This window comes from Leptothoe sp. ISB3NOV94-8A (assembly GCF_043421595.1).
Lineage (GTDB): Bacteria > Cyanobacteriota > Cyanobacteriia > Phormidesmidales > Phormidesmidaceae > Leptothoe > Leptothoe turfae.
Map to the genome: position 1 here is coordinate 46,792 of NZ_JAXSQW010000001.1, position 22,764 is coordinate 69,555.

Annotated in this window: 17 protein-coding genes; 9 read left to right on the top strand and 8 right to left on the bottom strand. The window is 50.4% G+C overall.

The annotated features are described in order from the left end of the window. Nucleotides 1-15 precede the first annotated feature (15 nt). Nucleotides 16-933 carry a glycosyltransferase family 2 protein gene (locus SPB21_RS00310; RefSeq protein WP_499864979.1) on the top strand — a complete coding sequence of 306 codons (918 nt, stop codon included), beginning with the start codon at nt 16-18 and terminating at the stop codon, nt 931-933. Between the two features lie 51 nt (nt 934-984). On the opposite strand, the gene SPB21_RS00315 is transcribed toward SPB21_RS00310, so the two are convergent. The 5 genes from SPB21_RS00315 to SPB21_RS00335 form a co-directional block, all read right to left on the bottom strand. Continuing rightward, on the bottom strand, nt 985-2,385 hold the full coding sequence (locus tag SPB21_RS00315; protein WP_499864980.1) for a transposase: 1,401 nt from the start codon (nt 2,383-2,385) through the stop codon (nt 985-987). Between the two features lie 125 nt (nt 2,386-2,510). Next, nucleotides 2,511-4,226 carry an LIC_10190 family membrane protein gene (locus SPB21_RS00320; RefSeq protein ID WP_499864981.1) on the bottom strand — a complete coding sequence of 572 codons (1,716 nt, stop codon included), beginning with the start codon at nt 4,224-4,226 and terminating at the stop codon, nt 2,511-2,513. A 281-nt stretch (nt 4,227-4,507) separates the two neighbouring features. Further along, entirely contained in the window at nt 4,508-7,144 is a 2,637-nt protein-coding gene (locus SPB21_RS00325) for a calcium-translocating P-type ATPase, PMCA-type (protein WP_499864982.1), read from the bottom strand. 383 nt (nt 7,145-7,527) lie between these two features. Further along, nucleotides 7,528-8,097: a hypothetical protein gene (locus SPB21_RS00330; protein WP_250565847.1), complete on the bottom strand. Its 570-nt coding sequence runs from the start codon at nt 8,095-8,097 to the stop codon at nt 7,528-7,530. 324 nt (nt 8,098-8,421) lie between these two features. Next, a complete protein-coding gene (locus SPB21_RS00335) occupies nt 8,422-9,078 on the bottom strand; it encodes a rhomboid family intramembrane serine protease (protein WP_163700117.1) in 657 nt (218 codons plus the stop codon). A gap of 426 nt (nt 9,079-9,504) precedes the next feature. On the opposite strand from SPB21_RS00335, the gene SPB21_RS00340 reads away from it, so the two are divergent. The 4 genes from SPB21_RS00340 to SPB21_RS00355 all read left to right on the top strand — a co-directional run bounded on the left by SPB21_RS00340 (nt 9,505) and on the right by SPB21_RS00355 (nt 14,301). Continuing rightward, nucleotides 9,505-10,086, top strand: a complete 582-nt coding sequence (locus SPB21_RS00340) for a pentapeptide repeat-containing protein (RefSeq protein WP_163665913.1) — start codon at nt 9,505-9,507, stop codon at nt 10,084-10,086. A 120-nt stretch (nt 10,087-10,206) separates the two neighbouring features. Then, a complete protein-coding gene (locus tag SPB21_RS00345) occupies nt 10,207-10,899 on the top strand; it encodes an ATP-dependent Zn protease (protein ID WP_163665911.1) in 693 nt (230 codons plus the stop codon). A gap of 268 nt (nt 10,900-11,167) precedes the next feature. Next, on the top strand, nt 11,168-13,807 hold the full coding sequence (gene alaS, locus SPB21_RS00350) for an alanine--tRNA ligase (RefSeq protein WP_499864983.1): 2,640 nt from the start codon (nt 11,168-11,170) through the stop codon (nt 13,805-13,807). Between the two features lie 50 nt (nt 13,808-13,857). After that, nucleotides 13,858-14,301, top strand: a complete 444-nt coding sequence (locus SPB21_RS00355) for an ExbD/TolR family protein (protein WP_499864984.1) — start codon at nt 13,858-13,860, stop codon at nt 14,299-14,301. A gap of 62 nt (nt 14,302-14,363) precedes the next feature. Here the strand turns inward: SPB21_RS00355 and SPB21_RS00360 are convergent, their stop codons facing one another. From SPB21_RS00360 to SPB21_RS00370, 3 genes are all read right to left on the bottom strand, one after another. Then, the gene (locus SPB21_RS00360) at nt 14,364-16,226 is read right to left on the bottom strand and encodes a serine hydrolase (RefSeq protein WP_499864985.1); all 1,863 of its coding nucleotides are present in this window, start codon (nt 16,224-16,226) and stop codon (nt 14,364-14,366) included. 191 nt (nt 16,227-16,417) lie between these two features. Next, a complete protein-coding gene (locus SPB21_RS00365; RefSeq protein ID WP_499868647.1) occupies nt 16,418-18,187 on the bottom strand; it encodes a tetratricopeptide repeat protein in 1,770 nt (589 codons plus the stop codon). A gap of 96 nt (nt 18,188-18,283) precedes the next feature. Further along, on the bottom strand, nt 18,284-18,754 hold the full coding sequence (locus SPB21_RS00370) for a hypothetical protein (RefSeq protein ID WP_499864986.1): 471 nt from the start codon (nt 18,752-18,754) through the stop codon (nt 18,284-18,286). Nucleotides 18,755-19,123: 369 nt separating this feature from the next. Between SPB21_RS00370 and SPB21_RS00375 the strand changes: the two genes are divergently transcribed. From SPB21_RS00375 to SPB21_RS00390, 4 genes are all read left to right on the top strand, one after another. Further along, a complete protein-coding gene (locus SPB21_RS00375) occupies nt 19,124-19,492 on the top strand; it encodes an endonuclease domain-containing protein (RefSeq protein ID WP_499864987.1) in 369 nt (122 codons plus the stop codon). 400 nt (nt 19,493-19,892) lie between these two features. Beyond that, complete coding sequence (locus SPB21_RS00380) at nt 19,893-20,225, top strand: hypothetical protein (RefSeq protein WP_163659609.1); 333 nt, start codon at nt 19,893-19,895, stop codon at nt 20,223-20,225. Nucleotides 20,226-20,496: 271 nt separating this feature from the next. After that, nucleotides 20,497-21,384 carry a glycosyltransferase family 2 protein gene (locus tag SPB21_RS00385; RefSeq protein WP_163659611.1) on the top strand — a complete coding sequence of 296 codons (888 nt, stop codon included), beginning with the start codon at nt 20,497-20,499 and terminating at the stop codon, nt 21,382-21,384. 193 nt (nt 21,385-21,577) lie between these two features. Beyond that, entirely contained in the window at nt 21,578-22,720 is a 1,143-nt protein-coding gene (locus tag SPB21_RS00390; RefSeq protein WP_163659612.1) for a response regulator, read from the top strand. The last annotated feature ends 44 nt before the right edge of the window (nt 22,721-22,764 follow it).

The window sequence follows — 22,764 nt, forward strand, 5'->3', positions numbered from 1 at the left end:
GTCATCGTTGTTGTTATGAGTTCCCCTGAATTCTCTATTATTATCCCGACCTATAATCGCCCTGACTGTTTAGAGCAATGTCTGCATAGCCTTGTTCGCTTGGACTATCCAAGGGATTGTTTTGAGATTGTTGTGGTTGACGATGGCAGTCGCATGCCCTTAACTTCAGTGACTGAGAAGTTCTCGTCATTGCTGTCACTGCGCTTGATTCAGCAGCAAAATGCAGGTCCTGCCGCTGCCCGTAATACTGGGGCTGCTGCTGCCCAGGGACATTATCTGGTGTTCACTGATGATGATTGTCAGCCCGCCCCTGACTGGCTTACGGCTCTTGCAGTTGCTTGTAAACAGGTGCCCAATGCTCTGATTGGTGGACGTACCCTGAATGCTCTACCCGATAACCTGTGCGCGACGGCGAGTCAGTTGCTGATTGACTACATTTACGATTATTACAACCCGGGAAAAGGGGAAGCTACATTTTTTGCATCTAATAACTTTGCGATGCCCCGGGATATCTATCAACAGCTCAAGGGCTTTGACACCAGCTTTCCGTTAGCGGCTGGAGAAGATCGAGAATTTTGCGATCGCTGGCGGCACCACGGCTTTTTTATGCACTATGCCCCCGAAATGCAGCTAAAGCATGCCCACAATCTCACCTTAGCGTCCTTTTGGCGGCAACATTTTAACTATGGTCGCGGGGCGTTCCATTTTAACAGAGTTCGCAGTCAGCGTCAGGCCAAACCGATGCAGGTGGAGCCACTGACATTTTATTTTCAACTGCTAACCTATCCGTTCACCAGGGATCAAGGATTGCGCTCTTTTAGTCTCTCAGGACTATTCTTCATATCTCAAGTAGCCAATGTGGTTGGCTTTGCCTGGGAGAAATATAAACAGCGGTCTACCACCTCTACAGTGACAGCAACTTCTTCTTCCTAGAAGAACCCTTACTGGCCAGTGAATAGTTTTGTTTCTCTTCAGTCGCCTCCTTCAAGCTACCAAGTCAGATAACTCAAAGGCTTTGGTCCCCTCAGTTTTCTTGTTTAGCAATTTAGTCAAAAGTAGAGCTGGTCTACTTTCTGATAAAACACTTGCTTGCAGATGCTGAAGTGCGATTCTGACAATCTGTTCAGTGGGGTACCCATGATTAGGCACTGTTCGAAACCAACGAGGAAAGTGTGTCCAAATGTGCTCAGGAAGTTCTAAAGAGAGTACCTGGAGTACGCCCAAGGCAATGACATTGAGATTAACAAAGCGCTCAAAAGCTTCTACCTTCTGCCGGATTTTTATCCGCTCAGCCCAATGGTAGTGGGTCATCTCAAAGGTTTCTGGCCACCGTGACGTTGGGTCCATTAGCTTGAGCCAAAATTGATAGGCAAAGCCGCCTAATAGAAGGACTAAAGTGCGAAAAGTAACCTCAATCTTAAACCGCCATCCATAGGCTTCAATAACCTCGGCTCCCGTGAGATTGATATCACTAGAGAGTAGAATTATCCGTTTGCCACCGGGTAATTGAGTTAAGACAAACAGAACCAGTTCATCGGGAGCATCCCAGTGAAATCGGAATTCCTGATAGTGGACGGTAACGGTCTCGCCATAGAGCCGTACGGAGGTCTTCAAACAGCTCTCAATCGGTGCAAATAAGTCGTTGAGTTTAATCTTGCCGCCCCATTGGCGAGACCGACCTGGCCCATGCTTACCTGGACGAGGGCAGAAGAGTGCACGCGCAACGGTGGTGCTTCGGGCGCGGCTAATTAGGTGGATGCCGTTCTCTCGAAAGGGTTTTAATACTTTGACAGAGGCATAGTAAGCATCCAGTAGCCCATAACTCCCCTTGACCATGTGTCTAACACACAACGACGCCATCTTCTCAACTAACGTAGCAGAGGTATCTCCTGCAACCGGGGGAATCCCATCATGCAGTTTCAAGATCATGGGGGTAGCAAACAGCACCTTCCCCGTCCCCAAAAGCATGCCAAGGGCACTGAAGTAGTGACCTCGTATCCACGGCGGTTTGCTTACATTCTCCGAGTCTTGATGCAGTGCCTTAACACCCGGCATCTTACACCCCTCTTTGCTCACCTTGATTCCATCGCCGACATACACTAACTGGCCGCGTAACTGGTGGCGATGAGAATGAGTCTTGAGCCAACACCCCCAGCGATAGCACAGCCCATCAATACTAAACGCACTGGAATGAAACCAGTGCAGAGCCTGATGATAATAGCCTTCGCTCAGACCAATCCCATTGACATAGCTGGTTACCCCAGCCGGTTGAGTCGTCAAGAGTACTCCCCATAGCAGCAAGACAAACCACTCGAAACTAGCGTCACGGCTAAAGACCGGACGTAATGTTACAACTATTTGCTCTACACGCTCATATAACCCCATAATAAAACCGGCTGATTGGTATGATTTCAGCCAGTTTCGGACATTCCTTGCCAGTTGGCTACAGGGATGTTCTTTTTCTAGAAACTCTCATCTAGTGGAGATTAACTTCGCACTGTCCAGAACCCTTACTCTGCCGGTATAAATCCCCCTCGCAGACCACGAGCTGGATTGCGTAAGCGAATATTAAGCTCATTGTAAGTGCAAGGGATGGGCGCATCCCAACATTTAATGCTGTTGTCATTCGCTGGTTTTACATATTGAACGTCATAGGATTGCCTTGCCTGTAAACCGGTACTCGGCATCTTTGGTGGCAGTAGCAAACGAGCTTGGATCGCTGGCTTAAATAGAATTAGAGCTGCAATCAATCCTAAGCCTACAAACAAGGCTTGGGGCAAATATTTGCGGATGTTAAACCCTGAGAAATCTAGCTGCCACTTAGATTTGGCAATATAGGCGGTGCTCAGCACAGCCGTGCCGATGGCTGGAATCGTTACAAAATAACCCAAACCAAAGCGTACCATTGGGGCACGCACCATGACGAATACCATGCCGATGACGCTGCAGCACAACAGCCATGGGGTACCATAAATCTTCTGTTTGCGCGCTAACACGAAGGTGGGTAATGCCAGAACCGCTGACAGTACCATGAGTATCAGCATGACAATATTAAAGTGGGAGAATTTTAGCCACTCCCATAGCTGCCATAGAAAACGGCTGGGGCCAGGGGGAATATCTCCAAAGTTATGCTCCCAAAAGGTAATCACCTCTACCGCTTTGTCGATGACTTCTGTGGGTACCCGCCAGGGTACATTTACACACAGCATAGAAGACGGGTAAAGAGGACATCCTGAAGTCACAATGCTGACTACTATGAGCGGCGTTAAAAGTAGCAACGAGAGCACACATCCAATCAATAAACGCCGAAAATTTGGGAATTGCCGCTGCCAATAAAACAGCAGTGCAACGGGCAAGAGCGGCAGTGCCGATAGTTTAATGGCTATTGCACCCAAGGCAAGGAATAACGGAATGAGAGAGGCATTCCAAGGATTGGCATCTGTTATTTTCCCAGAGGGCTGAGGTCGGTTCACCACTGCTAGAATGCTCCAGGCCATAATGCCAGAGAGAAATATGACCGGAATGTCGGGTGAAGAGGAGATGAGAATGGTTTCTAAAAATGGACTCAGGATCATGGCTGGTAGGACTAGCCCCAGAAAAATCACCATAAACTTGTCGGTGATTCTTGCCTTGCCCATGAACCAACGCCCCAAAGAAAGAAACCCATGGCAGGTAATGATCAAAAACACCCAGCCATTAGCCACAGCGGTGACGCGAGATGCCACAGACTCCAGGGTTAAGGGGGCAGCTAGGGCAAACCATGAGGACGTGAAACCAAGATTGTTTAACACTAGGGCCAGGCCAGGGACGGTGCCAAACTTGGATAACCAGCGAACCGCTCCAAAATGATAGAGCCCTGTATCAAACCAGGTCACCTTTGTTGTCATGTAGATGGCTATCAGAACGGTCCAGCCCATGACAGCTGAAACCATAGCTGGCGATCTGGCTTGCCAGAGGTGATAAATTTCGGCCCTGATGGCGGGCCAACAGAGTAGCGGTAGACCCACTCCCATTGCAACGGCTAAACCAGCGATGGGAGAAAGTGGTAGCGCTAGTGAGATTAAAAGTAGGCCATTGGCTAATAAAACAAGCCCTAACCAAAAGGCTGCCATAATGCGATCATCGATGCGATCAAAACAATCTGCTCGTAATCCGATAATGATCGCGATGCCAATAAGCCAACTGATAACGGATAAAATGCCCCATGCCGCAATAAAGTAGATCACAGTTCTACTTGGCCTCTCTATTAATCTTTTGCCTACAGAAAACCTTGTGCGTTGTCTAAATTATGCTAAACAGACGGCATGATTTTCAAAATACTCGTTCTCTTTATGGAAACGCCACTCATGTTAGCGCGTAAATATGTTTAATCTTAACATGTACGAAAGTGCATAATTAAGAACTCAGAACGAATATAAGAAGAGATGGCTATGATTGTGATTTTAAAAAAAATCTCATAATGTCTTCTAAGAAATGACAATGGGACTGAAGACCTATAGGGAAAATTCTATCGAAATAATGCCTTTTTAAATTCTACGGCCCAGAAAATGACTGTGCCTAGGAGAAGTGCGATCGCAAATTCCTGTCCATTCAAAGCTACGGTTGAGAAAAAGACCTGGCATACGGGCACATAAATTACCACCAGCTGTAGGCAGAAGGTGACAATCACTGCCCCTAAAAGTTTTGTATTGGATAGTAGACCAATTCGAAACAGAGACTCTGATGAAGAACGCACTCCCTCTGACAGGGCAATGCGAGAAAATGCCAGGGTTGTAAATACCATGGTTTGCCAGGCAGGGTTGCCGCTACTTTGGTAGTCATAGGCAACGAGAATTAAAATCAGACCCAAGAATAAACCAATCCATAGGATATCCGTTCCCATGCCTCGGCTAAAAATACTTTCATTGGGATGGTAGGGCGGTCTTTCCATGACGCGTTGTTCCGCTGGTTCAAAACTCAGCGCCAGGGCTAATAAACCATCGGCAATTAAGTTGATCCATAAAATCTGGATGGGCACCAACGGAATCGGCATCCCCAAGAATGGTGCTAAAAACAACAACCATAACTGGCCCACATTCCCTGCCAGCGTGTACTTGATAAACTTGCGAATATTGTCATAGATCACCCGCCCTTCCCTGACCGCAGCAACAATGGAGGCAAAGTTGTCGTCTTGTAGCACAATGTCTGCGGCTTCTTTAGCGACGTCGGTGCCGGTGATACCCATGGCGACACCAATGTCGGCCTGTTTTAGGGCCGGAGCGTCGTTGACACCATCGCCCGTCATGGCAACAATGTGACCGCGTCGCTGTAGAGCTTGAACAATTTTCAGCTTGTCTTCTGGTGTGACCCGTGCATAGACCCCGATCTTGGTGACGACGGTCTCCAATTCATCGACGGGCATTTTGCTGAGGTCCTGGCCTGTGAGTAGGGGATTGCTGCCAATGCCTAAGTTCTGGGCAATGTGTTTGGCCGTTAAGGGGTGATCGCCGGTAATCATCACCACCTGGATACCAGCGGTTTGGCAGAGGCCAATGGCATCCTTAACCTCTGGACGGGCAGGATCCATCAGACCCATCATGCCGAGAAATACCAGCTGATGCTCCAGTTTTTCTGGAGCACTGGCCAAGGGACGGAAGGCCAGTCCCAGCACCCGCAACCCCTGATTGGCTAGATGATCATGGGCACTGCAAATTTGCAGGCGCAGATCGTCTGTGAGGGGTTGTACCTGATCATCAACCCACACCCGATCTAGGGTGGGTATGAGGCTGTGGAGTGCTCCTTTACTAAAAACAACGGTATTGGTATTACTGGGGGCTACCTGCTGCCATGTCTGTTGTAGGAAGGTTGGCAACGGTTGTTCACAGCGGTGGTAGGTGGTCATGCGCTTGCGGTCTGAGTCAAAGGGGACCTCGTCGATGCGGGGCCACAGCTGATCGAGCTTGCGTTTGGGTAATCCCAATTGAGCGGCAGCTGTGATTAGGGCAGCTTCAGTGGGGTCGCCAATGGCTTGGTCATTATCTAAAGAGGCGTCATTACATAGGGCACCGCTCAGCAATAACAGACTCAGGGACGGATTATTCAGGGCATCCTCCAGTGCCACTGGTTTGCCAGCCATGTCCAATACGGTGACCGTCATGCGGTTTGCCGTGAGGGTACCGGTTTTGTCAGAACAAATTGTTGTTACCGAACCCAACGTTTCGACCGCTGGTAAATGGCGAATCAGTGCTTGGCGCTTGAGCATACGCTCTGCCCCTAGGGCCAGGGCAATGGTGACGACCGCTGGCAGTCCTTCGGGCACAGCGGCTACGGCAATGCTAACGGCGGTGATCAGCATTTGCCGTAGCGGTTCTCCCTGGATAAAGCCCATGGTGGCAATCACCAGGGAAATGGCAATGGCTCCTGCACCGAGAACCTTGCCAAGCTGGGCCAAACGTTTTTGTAGAGGTGTGGCCTCCACATCAACTGACTGCAGCATCCGGGCAATGTGGCCAATCTCAGTCTCCATACCGGTTTCGGTCACCACAAAAGTACCGCGACCACGGGTGATGGTGGTACTGTGGTAAACCATGTTGCAGCGGTCACCGAGGGGTTGTTCCTCCGTCAACACAGCGGATGCCTGTTTGTCTACGGGGGCACTCTCACCCGTCAGGGTCGCTTCTTGCACCTGGAGGTTCACTGTTTCCACTAAGCGTCCATCGGCAGGAACAACGTTGCCAGTTTCTAGAAGCACTAAGTCGCCGCGTACAACAGAGGCCATGGAGCATTCCTGGATCTGACCATCCCGTTTGACACGCACTGTTGGTACGGCTAGCTTTTTGAGGGCAGCCAGGGCGCGTTCGGCCTTGCGTTCTTGGCGAAATCCTAAGGTTGCATTAAAAATGACGATGGCGAGAATTGCGATCGCATCGCGTAAATCCCCCACTATTCCAGAAATAACTGCTGCCACAATCAACATCACCACCAGGGGTTCACTGATCTGACCCCACAGTACCTGCCAGGGAGATTTACCCTTGGCCGCCATGAGCTCATTCGGACCATCTCGCAACAACCGCTGTTGAGCTGTTGCAGTGGTTAATCCGTCCTCTAGATCGCTGTTAATCTGCCGTGCCACGACATCGGCTTCCAGTTGATACCAGTGACTCACAGTTACCTATGTGGTGAGTGGTGAATGGTGAGTGGTGAGGGATAAACAACAATCTCTCACCATATAAAAATCGATTTAACGATTTTTGCCCGCCAGACTTCCAGTGTAGCTCTCTGACAGATAAAGGTTTTATACTCTTAACAGAGAATACTAAAGGTGAAAATCATTAACGGCCTGGTTGATTTTTGGGGTGACTTTATCGGTTGAACCCAGACCGTTAGGGTATCTTGTAGCTAGATTTATTGTCTAAATCAATAATGGCAAAAAACTGCGGCAAAAGAAGATTTTTGCCGCAGTTATAGTCTGTATCTAAATATGCTAGAGCACTAATTAAGCTTGCGAAAGATAACATTCTGCTAAGTTGCAAGCTTCATTAACCCTGCCTAGTCTTGATACAACAGGATCGATTGATCAGGCTCAATGACAACGACGCTAGGTGCTGTGACGTTGCCCACAACAACCCCCGCTGCGGCACCCCCTAAAATCTCTAGGAAGTCAATATCCCCAAGGATTTCACCCACAATCAATCCCCCTGCTGCACCGATGGCTGCATCTTCGATAATGTCGCCAACGTCAGTTTGGCGTGGGTCTTTGCGATCGGCGAGAGTTTCAGATGTGGCATCAATGTCAAAGATGCGGTCTCCTACCTCGGCAGACGTTGCCACATAGCGGAGTCCGCCATCCACTGGCTCAAACTGCCCTCGAATAATACTGCCTTCTGGCAAGAAGCGATCGCCAATGGACGTGCGGTCTTCTAATACGAGGTTGTATTCATGGACTTCATCTTTATTTAGGTAAAGTGTTTCGTCGCTACTAACGGTAGTGTTCAGGGTTTGCTCGGTCTGGGCGACAATAACGGGTTCAGTCTGCTCAACAGTAGTCTCTTGAGCCAGAACCGGACTAATGATGGCACCGAGAGAAATGAGCGCACTCGCAATTGCAACAGCCTTCATGGTGGATACCCCCATTGGTTAACTTGGCCTTTTCTAACACAGTATTTACTACAAAAATGAGCAAGTTATGGAACCCATCTACTTAATCCCTGGGTTGATAAGGGGTAAGGGGGACACATTAACTGTTATGTAACCCATGGCTAATAGCGCCTACTCAAAAAAATGATTTTTAGGCGTCAAATAAGTCATGTAGTCAATACTGGGAACAGATTGATTAAACCAATCTAAACTACAACTAAACAAACGGCTATGACAGTTGAAGTGCTGTCATAGCCGTTTTTTGACAGGTTTATAGAAAGTTGCAAAAGAGCTTATAAAAAGCTTTTATAAGCTTGCTAGAAATCTATTAAGTTGCTCTAGAAAAATAGGATTATAGGCCGCAAGTACGCCTCCTAAAAAACCAAACATATGAGCCTCCCACGACAATGTGGTCTCTTCTGAATCTGGTAGCATGGTCCAAAACTGATCACCATAGAGCAGCATGACGACAAATGCTAATCCAATAGTCATAAGGGTGACTTCTAGATATCCTCGCGCGATTAAATAGCCCAGATATCCGAAAATTAAACCGCTGGCTCCCAGGTGAATGGCAGAACGGCCAAAAATCCAGGTGCCTAAGCCACTTACCAACAAAATCGCCAGGCTGATGGCATAAAAATTGTCGATACCTTGCAGTAGGACGAGCCAACCTAAAATGGCAAAGGGCAGTGTGTTGGCAATCAAATGCCCAGCATTGCGATGGAGGAGAGGGGAAAATACAATACCCAATAGCCCTAACGGTGCACGGGGACGAATGCCCAGTAACCGATTTAAGCCACCTCCTAGGTAGGCAAAATTAACAACACCCACCACCCAAGCCATGATAATGCAGTCCCGCAGGACTTTAGCTTGGGTTTGCCAGTCGATGGGAACAAACATCGAGAGTATAACTGTGCCCAAAATCATGTAGATAAGGACAAGCTGTTGCTTAACCCCGGTCATGACACAAACCTGCTGTTATAAATATTAGATTTTGTGAATCTGAACGAGTAGAAGCACCCTATGGTCGTATCTCAACGGGATGAGATACACCTACGTAGATAGACGGTTGTACTTTACTTTACTTAGATTTTTGTAAAAAATGCACAAAAACTTTGAACGTAAACAAAATTCAACACCCATCGGAGTCTAGGCTTGGCTAGCACATTGGCAATGCACGGAATGCTGCTTTTTGTAGGTGTTTTCAGATACTGGGTATGGCTGAGATTTCCTATGGCGGCCATGCATATCGGCTGCCATAGGATGGGAAAATACTATGGGTCTGGTGCCATTGTTATAGGGTTGCTGGTTGAGAAGTCCGTCAGCTCTTAGGATGGAGTAGGTGACATCGATGTCTGGAACCAGTCTGAATTCACACTTGGAAAAAGGATGAACTTAAAATCGTTGGCGACGGGCTTTGGTGCGGTCTTTGGGGCACTATCAATTATTTTTTTGGGGCTATTGAGTTTTGCGTCTCCTGGCTGGGCGTACATTCAAGATGATGTGGACATGCTGTTAGAGCTGAGGGACTGTCCTGTCTGCATCCTCAATGAGGCTGATCTGTCAGGGGAAGATTTTGCTCGGGTCAACCTCAAAATTGCAGAGCTTTCCGATGCAAATTTAAGCAAGACCAATTTGCAAGAAGCTAATTTGATGCTGACGGCACTACAGGGCGCTGATCTGCGTGAGGCGAATCTTGCGGGTGCTTCTATGAACGGTGCCCGTTTACAGGGCGCTGATCTGCGCGGGGCCGATCTGACGGGGACTGTGCTGACCCAGGCCAATATTGAAGGGGCGAATTTTCAGGGGGCGAATCTTCAGAAGGCGGACCTGACGGCTGCCGTCATTGGTGATGCTGATTGGCGTGGAGCCAATCTCAAGGGCGCAAATCTGCGTGGGGCTACCTGGGCAGAGGCGATTATCTGTGACACGGTGCTACCCGATGGCACCTTGGGCGATCGCAACTGCTAATTCTGGTCTAAATCCTGTCCTCGTCCTCACCCAGCATTGCCGCTATGGTAAACCGGCAGGTCGAGGTCTGAGGACGCCCTGGTTGCACCCCCGCATTGTCCCAGTTGTATCGGTCAAACTATGAGTGAAATCACCCTAAATCTCATCGCCGTCTCGGTTTTTTCGGTGACGATGTTAATTTTGCTAGGTCCATTACTGGCGATTTCGCCGGAGGGGCTAGCCACAGTTACGGCGACTCTATTGGGTTTGATCACCATTGATCAGTTGGGTTGGCAAGGGCGCGGTGGTCGTCTGCTGGTGGATTGGCTGTCACAGCGGTCGCCGGAATATTGCGATCGCATTGTCCGCCACGAAGCAGGCCACTTTTTAACCGCCTATCTGTTGGGCATTCCCATTGATGCCTACACCCTGACAGCCTGGGAAACCCTGCGTTCCGGAGTTGATGGCAGTGGCGGCGTGATTTTCAAAACCGACGGCATCGACCGAGCGGTGGAGAACGGCAAAATCAGCCAGCAAGAAATCGATCGCTACTGCACCGTTTGGATGGCCGGCATTGCCGCCGAAGAAATCGCCTATGGTACCGCCCAAGGTGGTCGGGACGATCGGCTGAAACTAAATGTATTGTGGCGGCAAATAAATCGCCCCTTAGCGGAAGTGCCCCTAAAGCAGCGCTGGTCCATGCTCCAGGCCAAAAACCTCATTGAAAAAGAATCTGATGCCTACGGGGCCTTGATCGATGCCATGGCCGAGCGTCGTCCCGTAAACGAGTGTTGCGAGCTGATTGAGCAGCATCTGCAATCGGCAGAGGTCTAACCCCTCGTTCTACGGAACACATCCATTCGTTAATGAATACCTACAAAACCATTGCCGTTTCATCAAACTTGATGCAACATCGGTCAGAATAGTAAAGCCTGGTATCAACTTGAGCCGAAAAGCCTGATTAGGTGAGAAATCAGAATCTAGGAGTTAGAAGTCAGGGTGAACTGGCTCCTAACGACTTTCCTTAGGATATCTTTCACCTTTAAGTTGTTAACCCCTTATCCACGCAAACCTAAGTCCGCCAAGCGCGCCTGTTAAAAAAATGTCTACGTCAAAGCCTGGGTTAAAAAAATCAGTTACCACTGGCGCTGGGATTCGCCAGGCCTTTCTCAAGTTTTACGAAGCGAAAGGTCATAAGATCCTGCCCAGTGCGTCACTGGTGCCCGAAGATCCCACGGTTTTGTTGACCATTGCCGGTATGCTGCCCTTTAAACCCATTTTTCTGGGCCAGCGCCAGGCACCCGTAGACCGAGCTACCACGTCTCAGAAATGTATTCGCACCAACGACATTGAGAACGTAGGCCGCACCGCCCGCCACCACACCTTCTTTGAAATGCTGGGCAACTTTAGCTTTGGCGATTATTTCAAAGAGCAGGCCGTGGCTTGGGCTTGGGAACTTTCCACTGAAGTCTTTAAACTCGCCCCTCAGAACTTGGTGGTCAGTGTCTTTCGCGAAGATGACGAGGCCTATGCCATCTGGCGCGACCAGGTCGGTGTGCCTGAAAAACGTATCATCCGCATGGGTGAAGAGGATAATTTCTGGAAGTCGGGGCCTACAGGTCCCTGTGGCCCCTGTTCTGAAATTTACTATGACTTCCACCCTGAAAAAGGGGATGATGACATTGATCTCGAAGACGATACCCGGTTTATCGAGTTCTACAACCTGGTATTTATGCAGTACAACCGGGATGCCGAAGGCAACCTGACGCCGCTACAGGCCCAGAACATCGACACCGGCATGGGGCTAGAGCGCATGGCCCAAATCCTTCAGAAGAAGCCCAATAATTACGAAACGGATCTAATTTTTCCGATTATTCAGACGGCTGCAGACATCGCTAAGGTGGACTACTTCAAGCAGGATGAGTCTGCCAAGGTCTCGCTGAAGGTGATTGGTGACCATGTGCGGTCCGTGGTGCATATGATTTCCGATGGCATTACCGCATCCAACGTGGGTCGGGGCTATATTCTGCGCCGCTTGATCCGTCGTGTGGTGCGCCATGGTCGCCTGCTGGGTATCGAAGGTGCCTTTATCAATGAAGTGGCGGAGAGTGCGATCGCACTTTGTGAGTCCGCCTATCCTGACCTGCGGGAGCGAGAAGACATCATCAAAGCTGAGCTACAGCGTGAAGAAGACCAGTTCCTCAAAACCCTGGAGCGGGGTGAAAAGCTACTGGCTGAAATCCTTGAGCGTAAGCCCAAGCAGATTTCTGGTGCAGAGGCCTTTAAGCTGTTTGACACCTTTGGCTTCCCCCTGGAATTGACCCAAGAAATTGCCGAAGAGAATGGCCTAATCGTCGATGTAAAAGGGTTCGAAATAGAAATGGCAGCCCAGCGGGAGCGCTCTAAGAGTGCCCATGAAACCATTGACCTGCTGGCCCAGGGCAACCTCAGCGAGTTGGGCATCGATTCTACTGACTTTCTGGGTTATACCGATGCCACTAGCCAAAGTACGGTTAGGGCCATTTTAGTCAATGGTGAAACGGTGGAAACCTCAGAAGCGGGGACTGAAGTGCAACTGGTGCTGGATCAGACTCCCTTCTACGCCGAGTCCGGTGGTCAAATTGGCGATCGCGGTTTTCTGGCTGGCGATACCCTGGTGGTACGCATTGAGGATGTGCAAAAGGACAATACCCTGTATATCCATCTAGGTCGAGTGGAGCGTGGCACCCTGAAGGTGGGCGATAGCGTTAGTGCTCAGATTGATCGCGCCTGCCGTCGTCGTGCCCAGGCCAACCATACCGCCACCCATCTACTACAGGCTGCCCTGAAAAAGCTAGTGGACGATAGCATTTCCCAGGCGGGTTCACTGGTGAGCTTTGACCGCTTGCGGTTTGACTTTAACTGCCCCCGTGCTTTGACGGCTGCTGAGGTGCAGCAGGTAGAGGCCCAGGTGAACACCTGGATTGCTGAGGCCCATGGTGCCCAGGTGGACGTCATGCCCATTGACGATGCCAAGGCTAAGGGGGCGACCGCTATGTTTGGCGAAAAATATGGCGATGAGGTGCGCGTTGTCGATTTTCCTGGTGTATCCATGGAGCTGTGCGGCGGCACCCATGTGGGCAATACAGCTGAGATCGGTGTGTTTAAGATTATTGCCGAATCAGGGATTGCCGCTGGCGTGCGACGCATTGAGGCCGTGGCTGGTCCGGCGGTGCTGGAATACTTAAACGTGCGCGATCAGATTGTGAAGGATCTGAGCGATCGGTTTAAGGCCAAGCCTGAGGACCTGGTGGACCGAATTACTAACCTACAGAGTGAGCTTAAGGCCACACAGAAAACCGTTGATGGCCTTAAGTCTGAGTTAGCGTTACTGAAGTCTGATCAGCTGTCAGACCAAGCAGAAACCCTGGGTGACTTCCAGGTGCTGGTGGCCAACATGGGCGAAGTGGATGCAGATTCTCTGAAGACTGCGGCTGAGCGTTTGTTACAGAAGCTAGGCGATGGTGCTGTGGTGTTGGGGTCTATCCCCGCTGAGGGCAAGGTGAGTCTGGTGGCAACCTTTAGTAAGCCTGTCATGGATAAAGGTTTGAAGGCTGGTAAATTTATCGGCGGTATTGCCAAGATTACCGGCGGTGGCGGTGGTGGTCGGCCAAACTTTGCCCAGGCGGGCGGTCGCGATGCATCGAAATTGCCCGAGGCATTGGATGCTGCGAAGCATCAGTTGGCAGAGGCTTTGGGGTAGGGGGCAAAATGTAGGGGCATACCCTTGTGGTTGCCCTGCTGCTGCATTTAATGCCACCTATTCTCCGGTGGGCCGTGCCCATCCTACGATTTATGCATCTTCCCCCTGATGAAGAATCTCGTCTGACTATCAACATCGTGCCGATGATCGATGTGGTCTTTGCGATTCTGGCGTTTTTTATTCTCTCTACGCTGTACCTGACACGGGCGGAGGGTTTGCCGGTGACGCTACCCACAGCAACCACTTCGGTCAGTCAAGATGAGGCCGCGCTGATCCTAACGATTACGGCAGAGGGGGCATTGTTTTTGGGGGATGAGCCAGTGACGCTAGAGGCCTTGCCGGCTGATGTGCAGGCGCTAATTGCACCGGGGCAGCCTGCCATGGTGACCATCCGGGCCGATGCGGCGACGCCCCATGGTCAGGTGGTGGCGGTGATGGATCGGATTCGGAATTTGGCAGGTGTACGGTTGGGGATTGCGACGCAGCAACCGTGATATTGATTTTGAAGGATTCATTTTGACTTGGACGGTGGGCTATGCCCACCATCTGGATATTATTATTCCTCTGCTGTTAACAATGCCTTGAAGAGATTGATAAACGGTTGTCCTGAGGTTTCCTCTTGGTTTTCAATGGTGACGATGGTTAGCTGTTGTTCTGGCAGAAAGTACATAAAGCTGCCAGCGCCTGGAAAACCACCATTGTGACCCAGCAGGGGACCGCCAGGGGTATCGCGTAGTTCCAGACCGAGCCCATAGCGATCGCGATCGCCTTCCTCAACCACGAGACTCTCCTGCTGCATTAGATTAAAGGCGTTAGGGGTTAACAGTTCGCCATTGTGCAGGGCTTCAGAAAAGCGGGCCAGGTCTGCCACCGATGAAATGACACCCCCTTCGCCAAAGCCCTGGGCAGTGGGATGAAAGAAGACGGGAACAAGTTGTGATTCTGCCGATGGGTCGATTTCTTGGATGTCAACATACCCGCGCAGCACGTTATCGGTCATTTCATTGTCATAGACCACCGAGGATGCATCCATGCCCAGGGGCTCAAAGAGACGCGATCGCAATTGTCCCCCTAAGCTATCACTGGTAGCTGCCTCAATAATTAGCCCCAACAGCGTATAGTTTGTGTTGCTATAGCTGTAGCGTTCCCCTGGTGTAAAGTTGCCAGGTTCTCCATAGGCCAACTGCAAAAAATCTTCCGGTTGCCAAATGTGATGAGGATCTGACAATATTGCCGCTGCAAAATCATCATCTAAAAAATCTGGAATACCGCTGCTGTGGTTAAGCAACTGGCGCAGGGTGATAGTCTCGCTGTGTTCAATTTTGCCGATGGTGTTGGGCAGCCACTGGCCGAGGGTATCATCCAGGCTGAGTTTGCCTTCCTGCATCAGTTGCAAGGTGATAACGGCCACCATCGGTTTGGTAATGCTGCCGATGTCCATGGCGGCATCCGCAGGCATCGGGGTGCCATTTTCCAGGTTGGCAAGACCAGCTGCGCCATTCCAAACCGAGCCGTCCCCTGTGATGATGTGCAGGTTTGCACCGGGGGCTTCGCTGGATTCCAGGGCCGCTTGCAGGGTGGCAATCAGACTGGCATCGCCAAATTCAAAGTTGTTGGCCTTGAGCTGATGGGGGTGAATATTGTGGAGTTTTACCAGTTGCTGGTCCTGGTGGGAAATAATTGTATGGTGGCCCTGGCGGTCAAAGCTAAGATTGTCGTAGGTAAGCCCTAATTGGGTAAATTTAATGCGATCGCGACCCCTTTGAAAATCTCGGATGCGGGTGATGCCGTTGGTCCCGGAGCCGATCCAAAATTCATCAGCCCCGGCCCCGCCCACGAGTACATCACCACCATCGCGATCAATTAAGCGATCGCGACCATCTCCGCCAAACAGGCGGTCTTGCCCGGTGCCACCGTCGAGCTGATCGTCACCGAGACCACCGCGCATGCGATCGCGACCCGCTTGCCCAAATAGGCGATCATTTCCCTGGCCCCCCAGCAAGACATCGTCGCCACTGCCGCCGATAAGCTGGTCATGTCCCGCTTCTCCCAGCAGTCGATCATTGTCTGCTCCACCGTGGAGATAATCATCCCCCTGGCCCCCCAGCAGTCGATCGTGACCGGCGTTACCCAACAGGTGATCCTCACCGGCTTTACCCTGAATGATGTCATTATTCGCGGTGCCTACCAGGTTGTCGTTTTTAACGGTGCCCTTAATGCGATGGATCTGTTTAGGGTTGGCCGTCAAACTAGGGGCAGCTTCATGGTTAATTTCATGGGCAACCATGGGGCTATAGAGGGCAAGCGGTATGGAGGGGTGGGGGATGGGGGTAATGCTGTTATGGGCTGTTGAGGGGAGTAGGTCAGCACCGACTACAACCGGAGGTGTAACAGTCTGAGATGTTTCAGGGATAAACATAATGAACTTGCGGCATGTGTGATTGTTAGTTTGGCAATGACAAGACCGCTTTCACATCATGCGATTGGGTCACCCAATCAGGTGATCCGTAGTTGTAGGCGCGTTATTTTTTGGAGACCTGGGGTCGGATTGTTGTGGGGATATGGACCCTATAGGATTGGGTATTGTAGCGTAGCTGTGGGATAGGTGAATTATTCGGAACTGTTGGACAACAGATTTTTTAGAATGGTTTGGGTGAGGGGATGCTCGAAAAGTTGTTGTGTTTGGTTTGTTTCAACTATCTTTTGTAAGAAACTAACAAAGTTTTTTATAAAGATTGTTGTGTGTGGATGGTCTTGACCTAAAACATTTTGGGCAATGATCAAAGCTCGAACATACATCTTTTCGGCTTCACTATAACGTTCCATTTGTCCATAAAAGTAAGCAAAATTATGCAAGCTTATTGCGGTGGAGGGATGATCAGGACCGAGTTGGGCTTCGCTGATTTCTAAGGATCTTGTATAGAGTGGTTCGGCGTCGGTGTAGCGGCCCATAGAGTCGTACAGCCCAGCCAGATTATTCAGACTCGTGGCGGTGGCGGGATGATCAGGACCGAGTTGGGCTTCGCGGATTTCTAAGGATCGCGCATAGAGCGGTTCGGCGTCGGTGTAGCGGCCCATAGATCGATACAGCCCAGCCAGATTATTCAAACTCGTGGCGGTGGCGGGATGATCGGAGCCAAGTCGCTCTTCGGCTATTTTCAGACAAGATTGATACCAATGTTGTACCTCTGACCATAGACTCTGACTTTGGTAAAACCGACCCAGACTCACAAATGGCCACAGACTATCTGTACCGTCTTCAATAACATGACTCAGTTCCCGAGCTATCAGTTCCATATGGGGAACCACTTCACTCAATGCCTGCCGTGAGCTGACAGTGACAGTCTGCTGTGTTAGCTGAGCAAAATTAACTAGCGAGTTGGCCACGCCTTTTTGCAATGCATACGTTTGAGTACTGAGTTCAGTTTCTAACATATCCACCGTAAATTCACGGATTAACTGATGCAATTGATAACTTCCATCTTCATTCCCTTGTAACAAATTGCGCTGTACCAATACCTCTTCCAGCGCCTCTTCCAAATCTTCCTCATCCCACTCCGGCAGTGCCCCCGCAATCAACCCCTGGGGTATGGGCGCTGCTGCAAAAATACTCAATACCCCCATCAGTGTTTTTGCCTCAGCTTTCAAATCTTGCCAGCTCAGCTCAAACGCCGCTTTGATAGGTTCTTCATACTCTTCTAGTTGGTCATAGGCCACTTCTGCCGATGCCTGTTTTAGGGCCTTAGTCTCTAAACGTTTCCGGTGCAGTCTCTCTTGCAACTTGGCAAATGTAATCGTTGGGTGCAGTGCCAGATATCGAGCCACTAGCTCCACCCCCAATGGCAACCGTCCTACCCACTCACATAATTCTTCTGCCTCAGGTTGTTGTGCCCTAACCCGGTCTTCGTCACCCATTAGCTGCACCATCAAAGCTATCGCCTCACCCAGCGGCAATAGCCCCAAGTCCAACCGCTCCACCGGCCTACCAAACCGCCGTCGCGGCGTCATCAACACCCGAAAGCTAGCATCTTCCGCGGGCAAAAAATCTCTTATATCCCTATACTGTGGCACATCATCCAGCAACAACAGTCTTGGCCCTGGATATTGGCGACACCAACGCTCATAACACCATTGCGCCCGCGCCCCATCATCCGTCAAACCATCCGGCAACTGCCAGCCAAAAATTGTTGCCGCATTCACCAACTGCGTCACCAACCCCTGGCCTCGCACCTTAAAATACCAGCGCCCACCCGGATACTGATCTTTCGCCTCCCGCACATATTGTTGCGCCAGTGCAGTTTTACCAATGCCGCCCATGCCAGACACAGCCGTAATCGCCACCTGGTCAGAGCCTTTCAGCTTTTGCGAAAGTTGTTGCAGCTCAGCACGTCGCCCGACAAACTCTCGGGCGACTAAGTTCTCAAGACCAAAATCTGGGGTAGTTTTCCTTGGCGGTTCCCGTCCCGGCGGCTGTAGCTAAGTGTTGTTGTAGGTAATATTGATGGGGCTATCCTTTGCCTGGATTACCGGCGCTTGGGCATCATTCACCTGTAATCCCTGACTGCCTATCACCTGTTGCACATTGCGGGCACTGATGTCCTGATTCTCAAATATAACCTGGTGAATCTCACCAGCCATTTGCTTAACACTGTTGGCAAAGGCATCATCACTGGCAATTTCCTGGTCGATATAGTCTTTGAGAACTTTAATATCTGTTTCAGAACCTTCAGCCGCCGCTTCTAATCGTTGATCGATTCCTTTTCCTTTGAAACAGCGCTGCCAAACCAAATTACCCAGCTGTAGGATCTTTTCATTGGCTTTCTCAACCACGGTACTGCCCAACTTCGTAGCGGTTTCTTCAAGCTTTTGTCCAGCACCGTCAAAGAACTTATCGAGGACGATTTTGGCTAAGGCAGTGGCAGCGGTTAGGGAAAGCGCTTCGAGCATAAGGCATTTACAGATAGTGATGGCACCTACGTTTTAGCAATTCTGATTGATATTTGTCAGGTACCTGCAAGGGGGATTGTTGGGGTGATTGACTGTCCTCCCCTTACCAAGGGGAGGTGCCGCAGGCGGAGGGGTCTCGATCATTAGCGCTAGTTATCGATCACCCCTCCCTGACGGTTCCCCTTACCAAGGGGAACCCTGGGATTGTCGGCTTTAAGCAATTATTTGATGACTGTCCTCCCCTTACCAAGGGGAGGTGCCGCAGGCGGAGGGGTCTCGATCGCTAGCGCTAGTTGTCGATCACCCCTCCCTGACGGTTCCCCTTACCAAGGGGAACCCTGGGATTGTCGGCTTTAAGCAATTAGTTTGATGACCAAGATCTACAACAAAAACTCTCAAAAGCTGAATCGCCAGAATTTACGTCGTCAAATGCCGAAGGCAGAGGTCATTTTGTGGATTAGACTTCGCCGCAGACAGATAGCAGGTGTCAAATTTCGTAGGCAATACAGTGTTGCTCGCTTTGTTCTAGATTTTTACTGTCCTGAACTGAAACTAGCCATTGAAATTGATGGTCCTACTCATTACAGTGCTGAAGCAAAGGACTATGATCGGTTTCGACAGAGAAGTATCGAAGGATTAGATATTCAGTTTCTACGCTTCACGAACCGAGATATTTACCAAAATATTGACGGCGTAATACGTACTATTTTGCAAAAGGTTCTTGCTCTCCAAACTTAACTGGCGCGAATGCTAAACATCAATGGTGACCATCCTCCCCTTCCCAAGGGGAGGTGCCGTAGGCGGAGGGGTCTCGATCATTAGCGTTATCGATCACCCCTCCCTGAGGGTTCCCCTTATCAAAGCTACCGTGTACACACATCTCGAAAGGGAGTTCACAATCCTGCATTACCCCCCTTGGTAAGGGGGGTAACTCCGGTTCTCCCCCTTACCAAGGGGGAGTTAGAGGGGGTTAGACAACCGTAAACGCTAATTTCCAATACTTGTGTGTACACGGTAGCCTTACCAAGGGGAACCAGTTTATTCTTCACCCCCACCCCTTTGCTACAAATATTTTCACTCTGAGCAACGAATTTTATCCGTCGCCTAAGCTGATACCCAATCACACTGACAGGGTCGCATGTATCAGCTACTAGAACTGGTTCACTTCATTTTGCTGCACATTATGCAATGGCTGCAGCCATACCTGGGACCCATTTGCTTTGTCCTTGCCTGGTCCGTCGTTATCCTGGGTCTCTGGCAAATGATTGCCGCCACCCGTGATAGCGTGCAGCGCGCCCAGACAATGCACCGTATTCCCTGCCCTGACTGTGCATTCTTTACCAATCAAGCCGTCCTCAAGTGCTCGCTCCATCCCACCACCGCACTGTCAGAAGACGCCATCGACTGCTCCGATTATGAAGCCTCTAATCCTACAGTTGCAGCCTATCAACGCCTCAAAACATCCGACTGACCTGCACCAATACCCAATACCCAATAACTCCCACCCCCAATCTGCTAGTGCAAACCTCCACACCTTGATGCCTAGTACGAGTACATTAAATTTGGCTGAATTTACGGATGCCTTTATGGGTTCGTCAACCTAAACCAAATATTCTGTAGTAAGTCTGTCTTTTTGACTTGCCCATAGCCAATTCAGGGCAATCTGAGCAGAAGAGCTGGCAGTAATGCTGGTTGAGTGTTTCTTGATAAGTTGATCGCTGAGTGATTTCTAGGATATCGCGATGATTTCGATTTTTATTTTGACTCACAATGAAGAACGAGACATTGCCGCATGCATAGAGTCAGCTCTGGTCTCGGATGATGTCATTGTGGTCGACTCGATTAGTTGCGATCGCACCCTAGAAATCGCTCAGCGTTATCCTGTTCGTACGGTGCAGCATGCCTTCGAAAGCCATGGCAAACAACGCACCTGGATGCTGCGCAATGTCCCCACCAAGCACCCATGGGTCTACATTCTAGAAGCCGATGAACGCATGACGCCAGAGCTGTTCAACGAATGTATCGCCGCCGCCCAGTCTGGCCAGCATGTGGGCTATTATGCCGCCGAGCGCGTCATGTTCATGGACCACTGGATTCGCCACAGCACCCAGTATCCCCGCTACCAGCTACGGCTGCTCGACAAGCAGCACGTATGGTTCGACGACTACGGCCACACCGAACGCGAAGTGTGTGAGGGGTCCACCGATTTTCTTCAGGCCACCTACCCCCATTACACCTGTAGCAAAGGCTTTGACCGCTGGATTGAAAAGCATAACCGCTATTCCAGTGACGAAGCTGCCGAAACCATTAAGCAACTATCGGACCATGGCGTAGACTGGCGTGCCCTATTCCTGGGCCGTTCCGAAGTAGAACGCCGTCGCGCCCTGAAGGACCTGTCCCTGCGTTTGCCCCTACGCCCGTTGGTGCGGTTTATCTACATGTACTTTGTCCTGGGCGGCATTCTAGACGGTCGGGCTGGATTTACCTGGTGTATGCTCCAGGCATTTTATGAGTATTTGATCACCCTTAAGGTTTGGGAACTGCAAAATGGCTGCACGTCAGATGTGAGTGTGCTGGCTGACTCCTCTGCTGTTGATCAACCCACTAAAGAACTGGCCCGCTCCACGTAGGGGTGCATTGTAGGGGCACATGTAATTTTTAGTCCAGTGATCAGGTCATAGTCTGGGGAGCATAATAGCTGTGTTTTCCTAACTCTGGGAAAACTAGGCCTGAGGTGCATGATGGGGAAAATCGCTCCCTATTCAAACTCATTAGCTTGACGCCGTACTAGAGGCGAGCCCGAAGCCTCCAAGTATATTAAATATGCTGACCCAGGCCCAATCCTTACCCCAGTATTTACTCACCCTTGCTCAGCAACATCGCACGGGTGAGCTGGTGATCGGTGCAAAAACTACTGAACCCTGGAAGCTTTACTTTTATTCTGGACGGTTGATTTATGCCACGGGAGGGCCGCATCCCGTGCGACGCTGGTATCGCTCCCTGCGTCGCCATAGTGAACAGTTTTCCAGTAGCTGGTTCGCGGCGATGCGCACCCCTGATGATTACTGGGAGGTGGATTTTATTAATCAAGCCGTCCGGTGTGAACACATTTCCCTCAATCAGGCTAAGGCCGCCATCCAAAGCATTGTGGATGAGGTGATCCTGACATTGCTTACCTCTCCAGCCGATGATGTGCAATGGCACCCAAATCGTATGGTGGCTCAGCAGATGGTGTTTTTGTCGGTGCAGCGGGCGTTGGTGCGATCGCAAAAAAACCATGATCAGTGGCCCAAAAAATTAAACGATCCCCTCACCACCGTTGCCCCTCACGACCTGCCTTACCTATCCCCTGTTGTGATCAATCCACGGGGACTACAGGTGCATCTGACAGCGGCTAGATATAAGCGTTTGAGTCGTTGGATGCAGGGCAACATTACCCTTTGGGATATGGCTGCCCAAACCCAGCATTCACTGCCGGATGTGATTAAGCTGCTGTTGCCACTGATCTATCAAGGTTGGGTCGATCTACAGCCCGTGCAAGATATTCCTGCCCCCTATGTCCCCCCCCGCTCCTTAGCCACCCAGGGGCTGACCAAAGGGCTGATTGCTTGTATTGACGACAGCCCCTTAGTCAGCAAAGTCATGGCAGAGCTGGTGCAACCCCTAGGCTACGAAGTGCTGCCCGTAACCAAGCCCGTTGAGCAAATTTCCATCTTGACCCAGCACCGGCCTGACCTGATTTTTTTGGATATCACCATGCCCAATATCAGCGGCTATGAACTGTGCAAGTTTCTCCGTCGGACTGAAGCATTTTATAAAACACCCATTATCATTTTGACGGGACGGGACGGCATGATTGATCGGATGCGGGCCAAAATGGTAGGTGCAGATGACTTTTTAGCCAAACCGCCAGCGCCTGAGAAAGTAGCTCAGCTGCTGGATAAGTATATTTCTGATGCCCGGTAATGGGGGATTGCCCATTACCCATCCCCCCCATACAATTAACAACT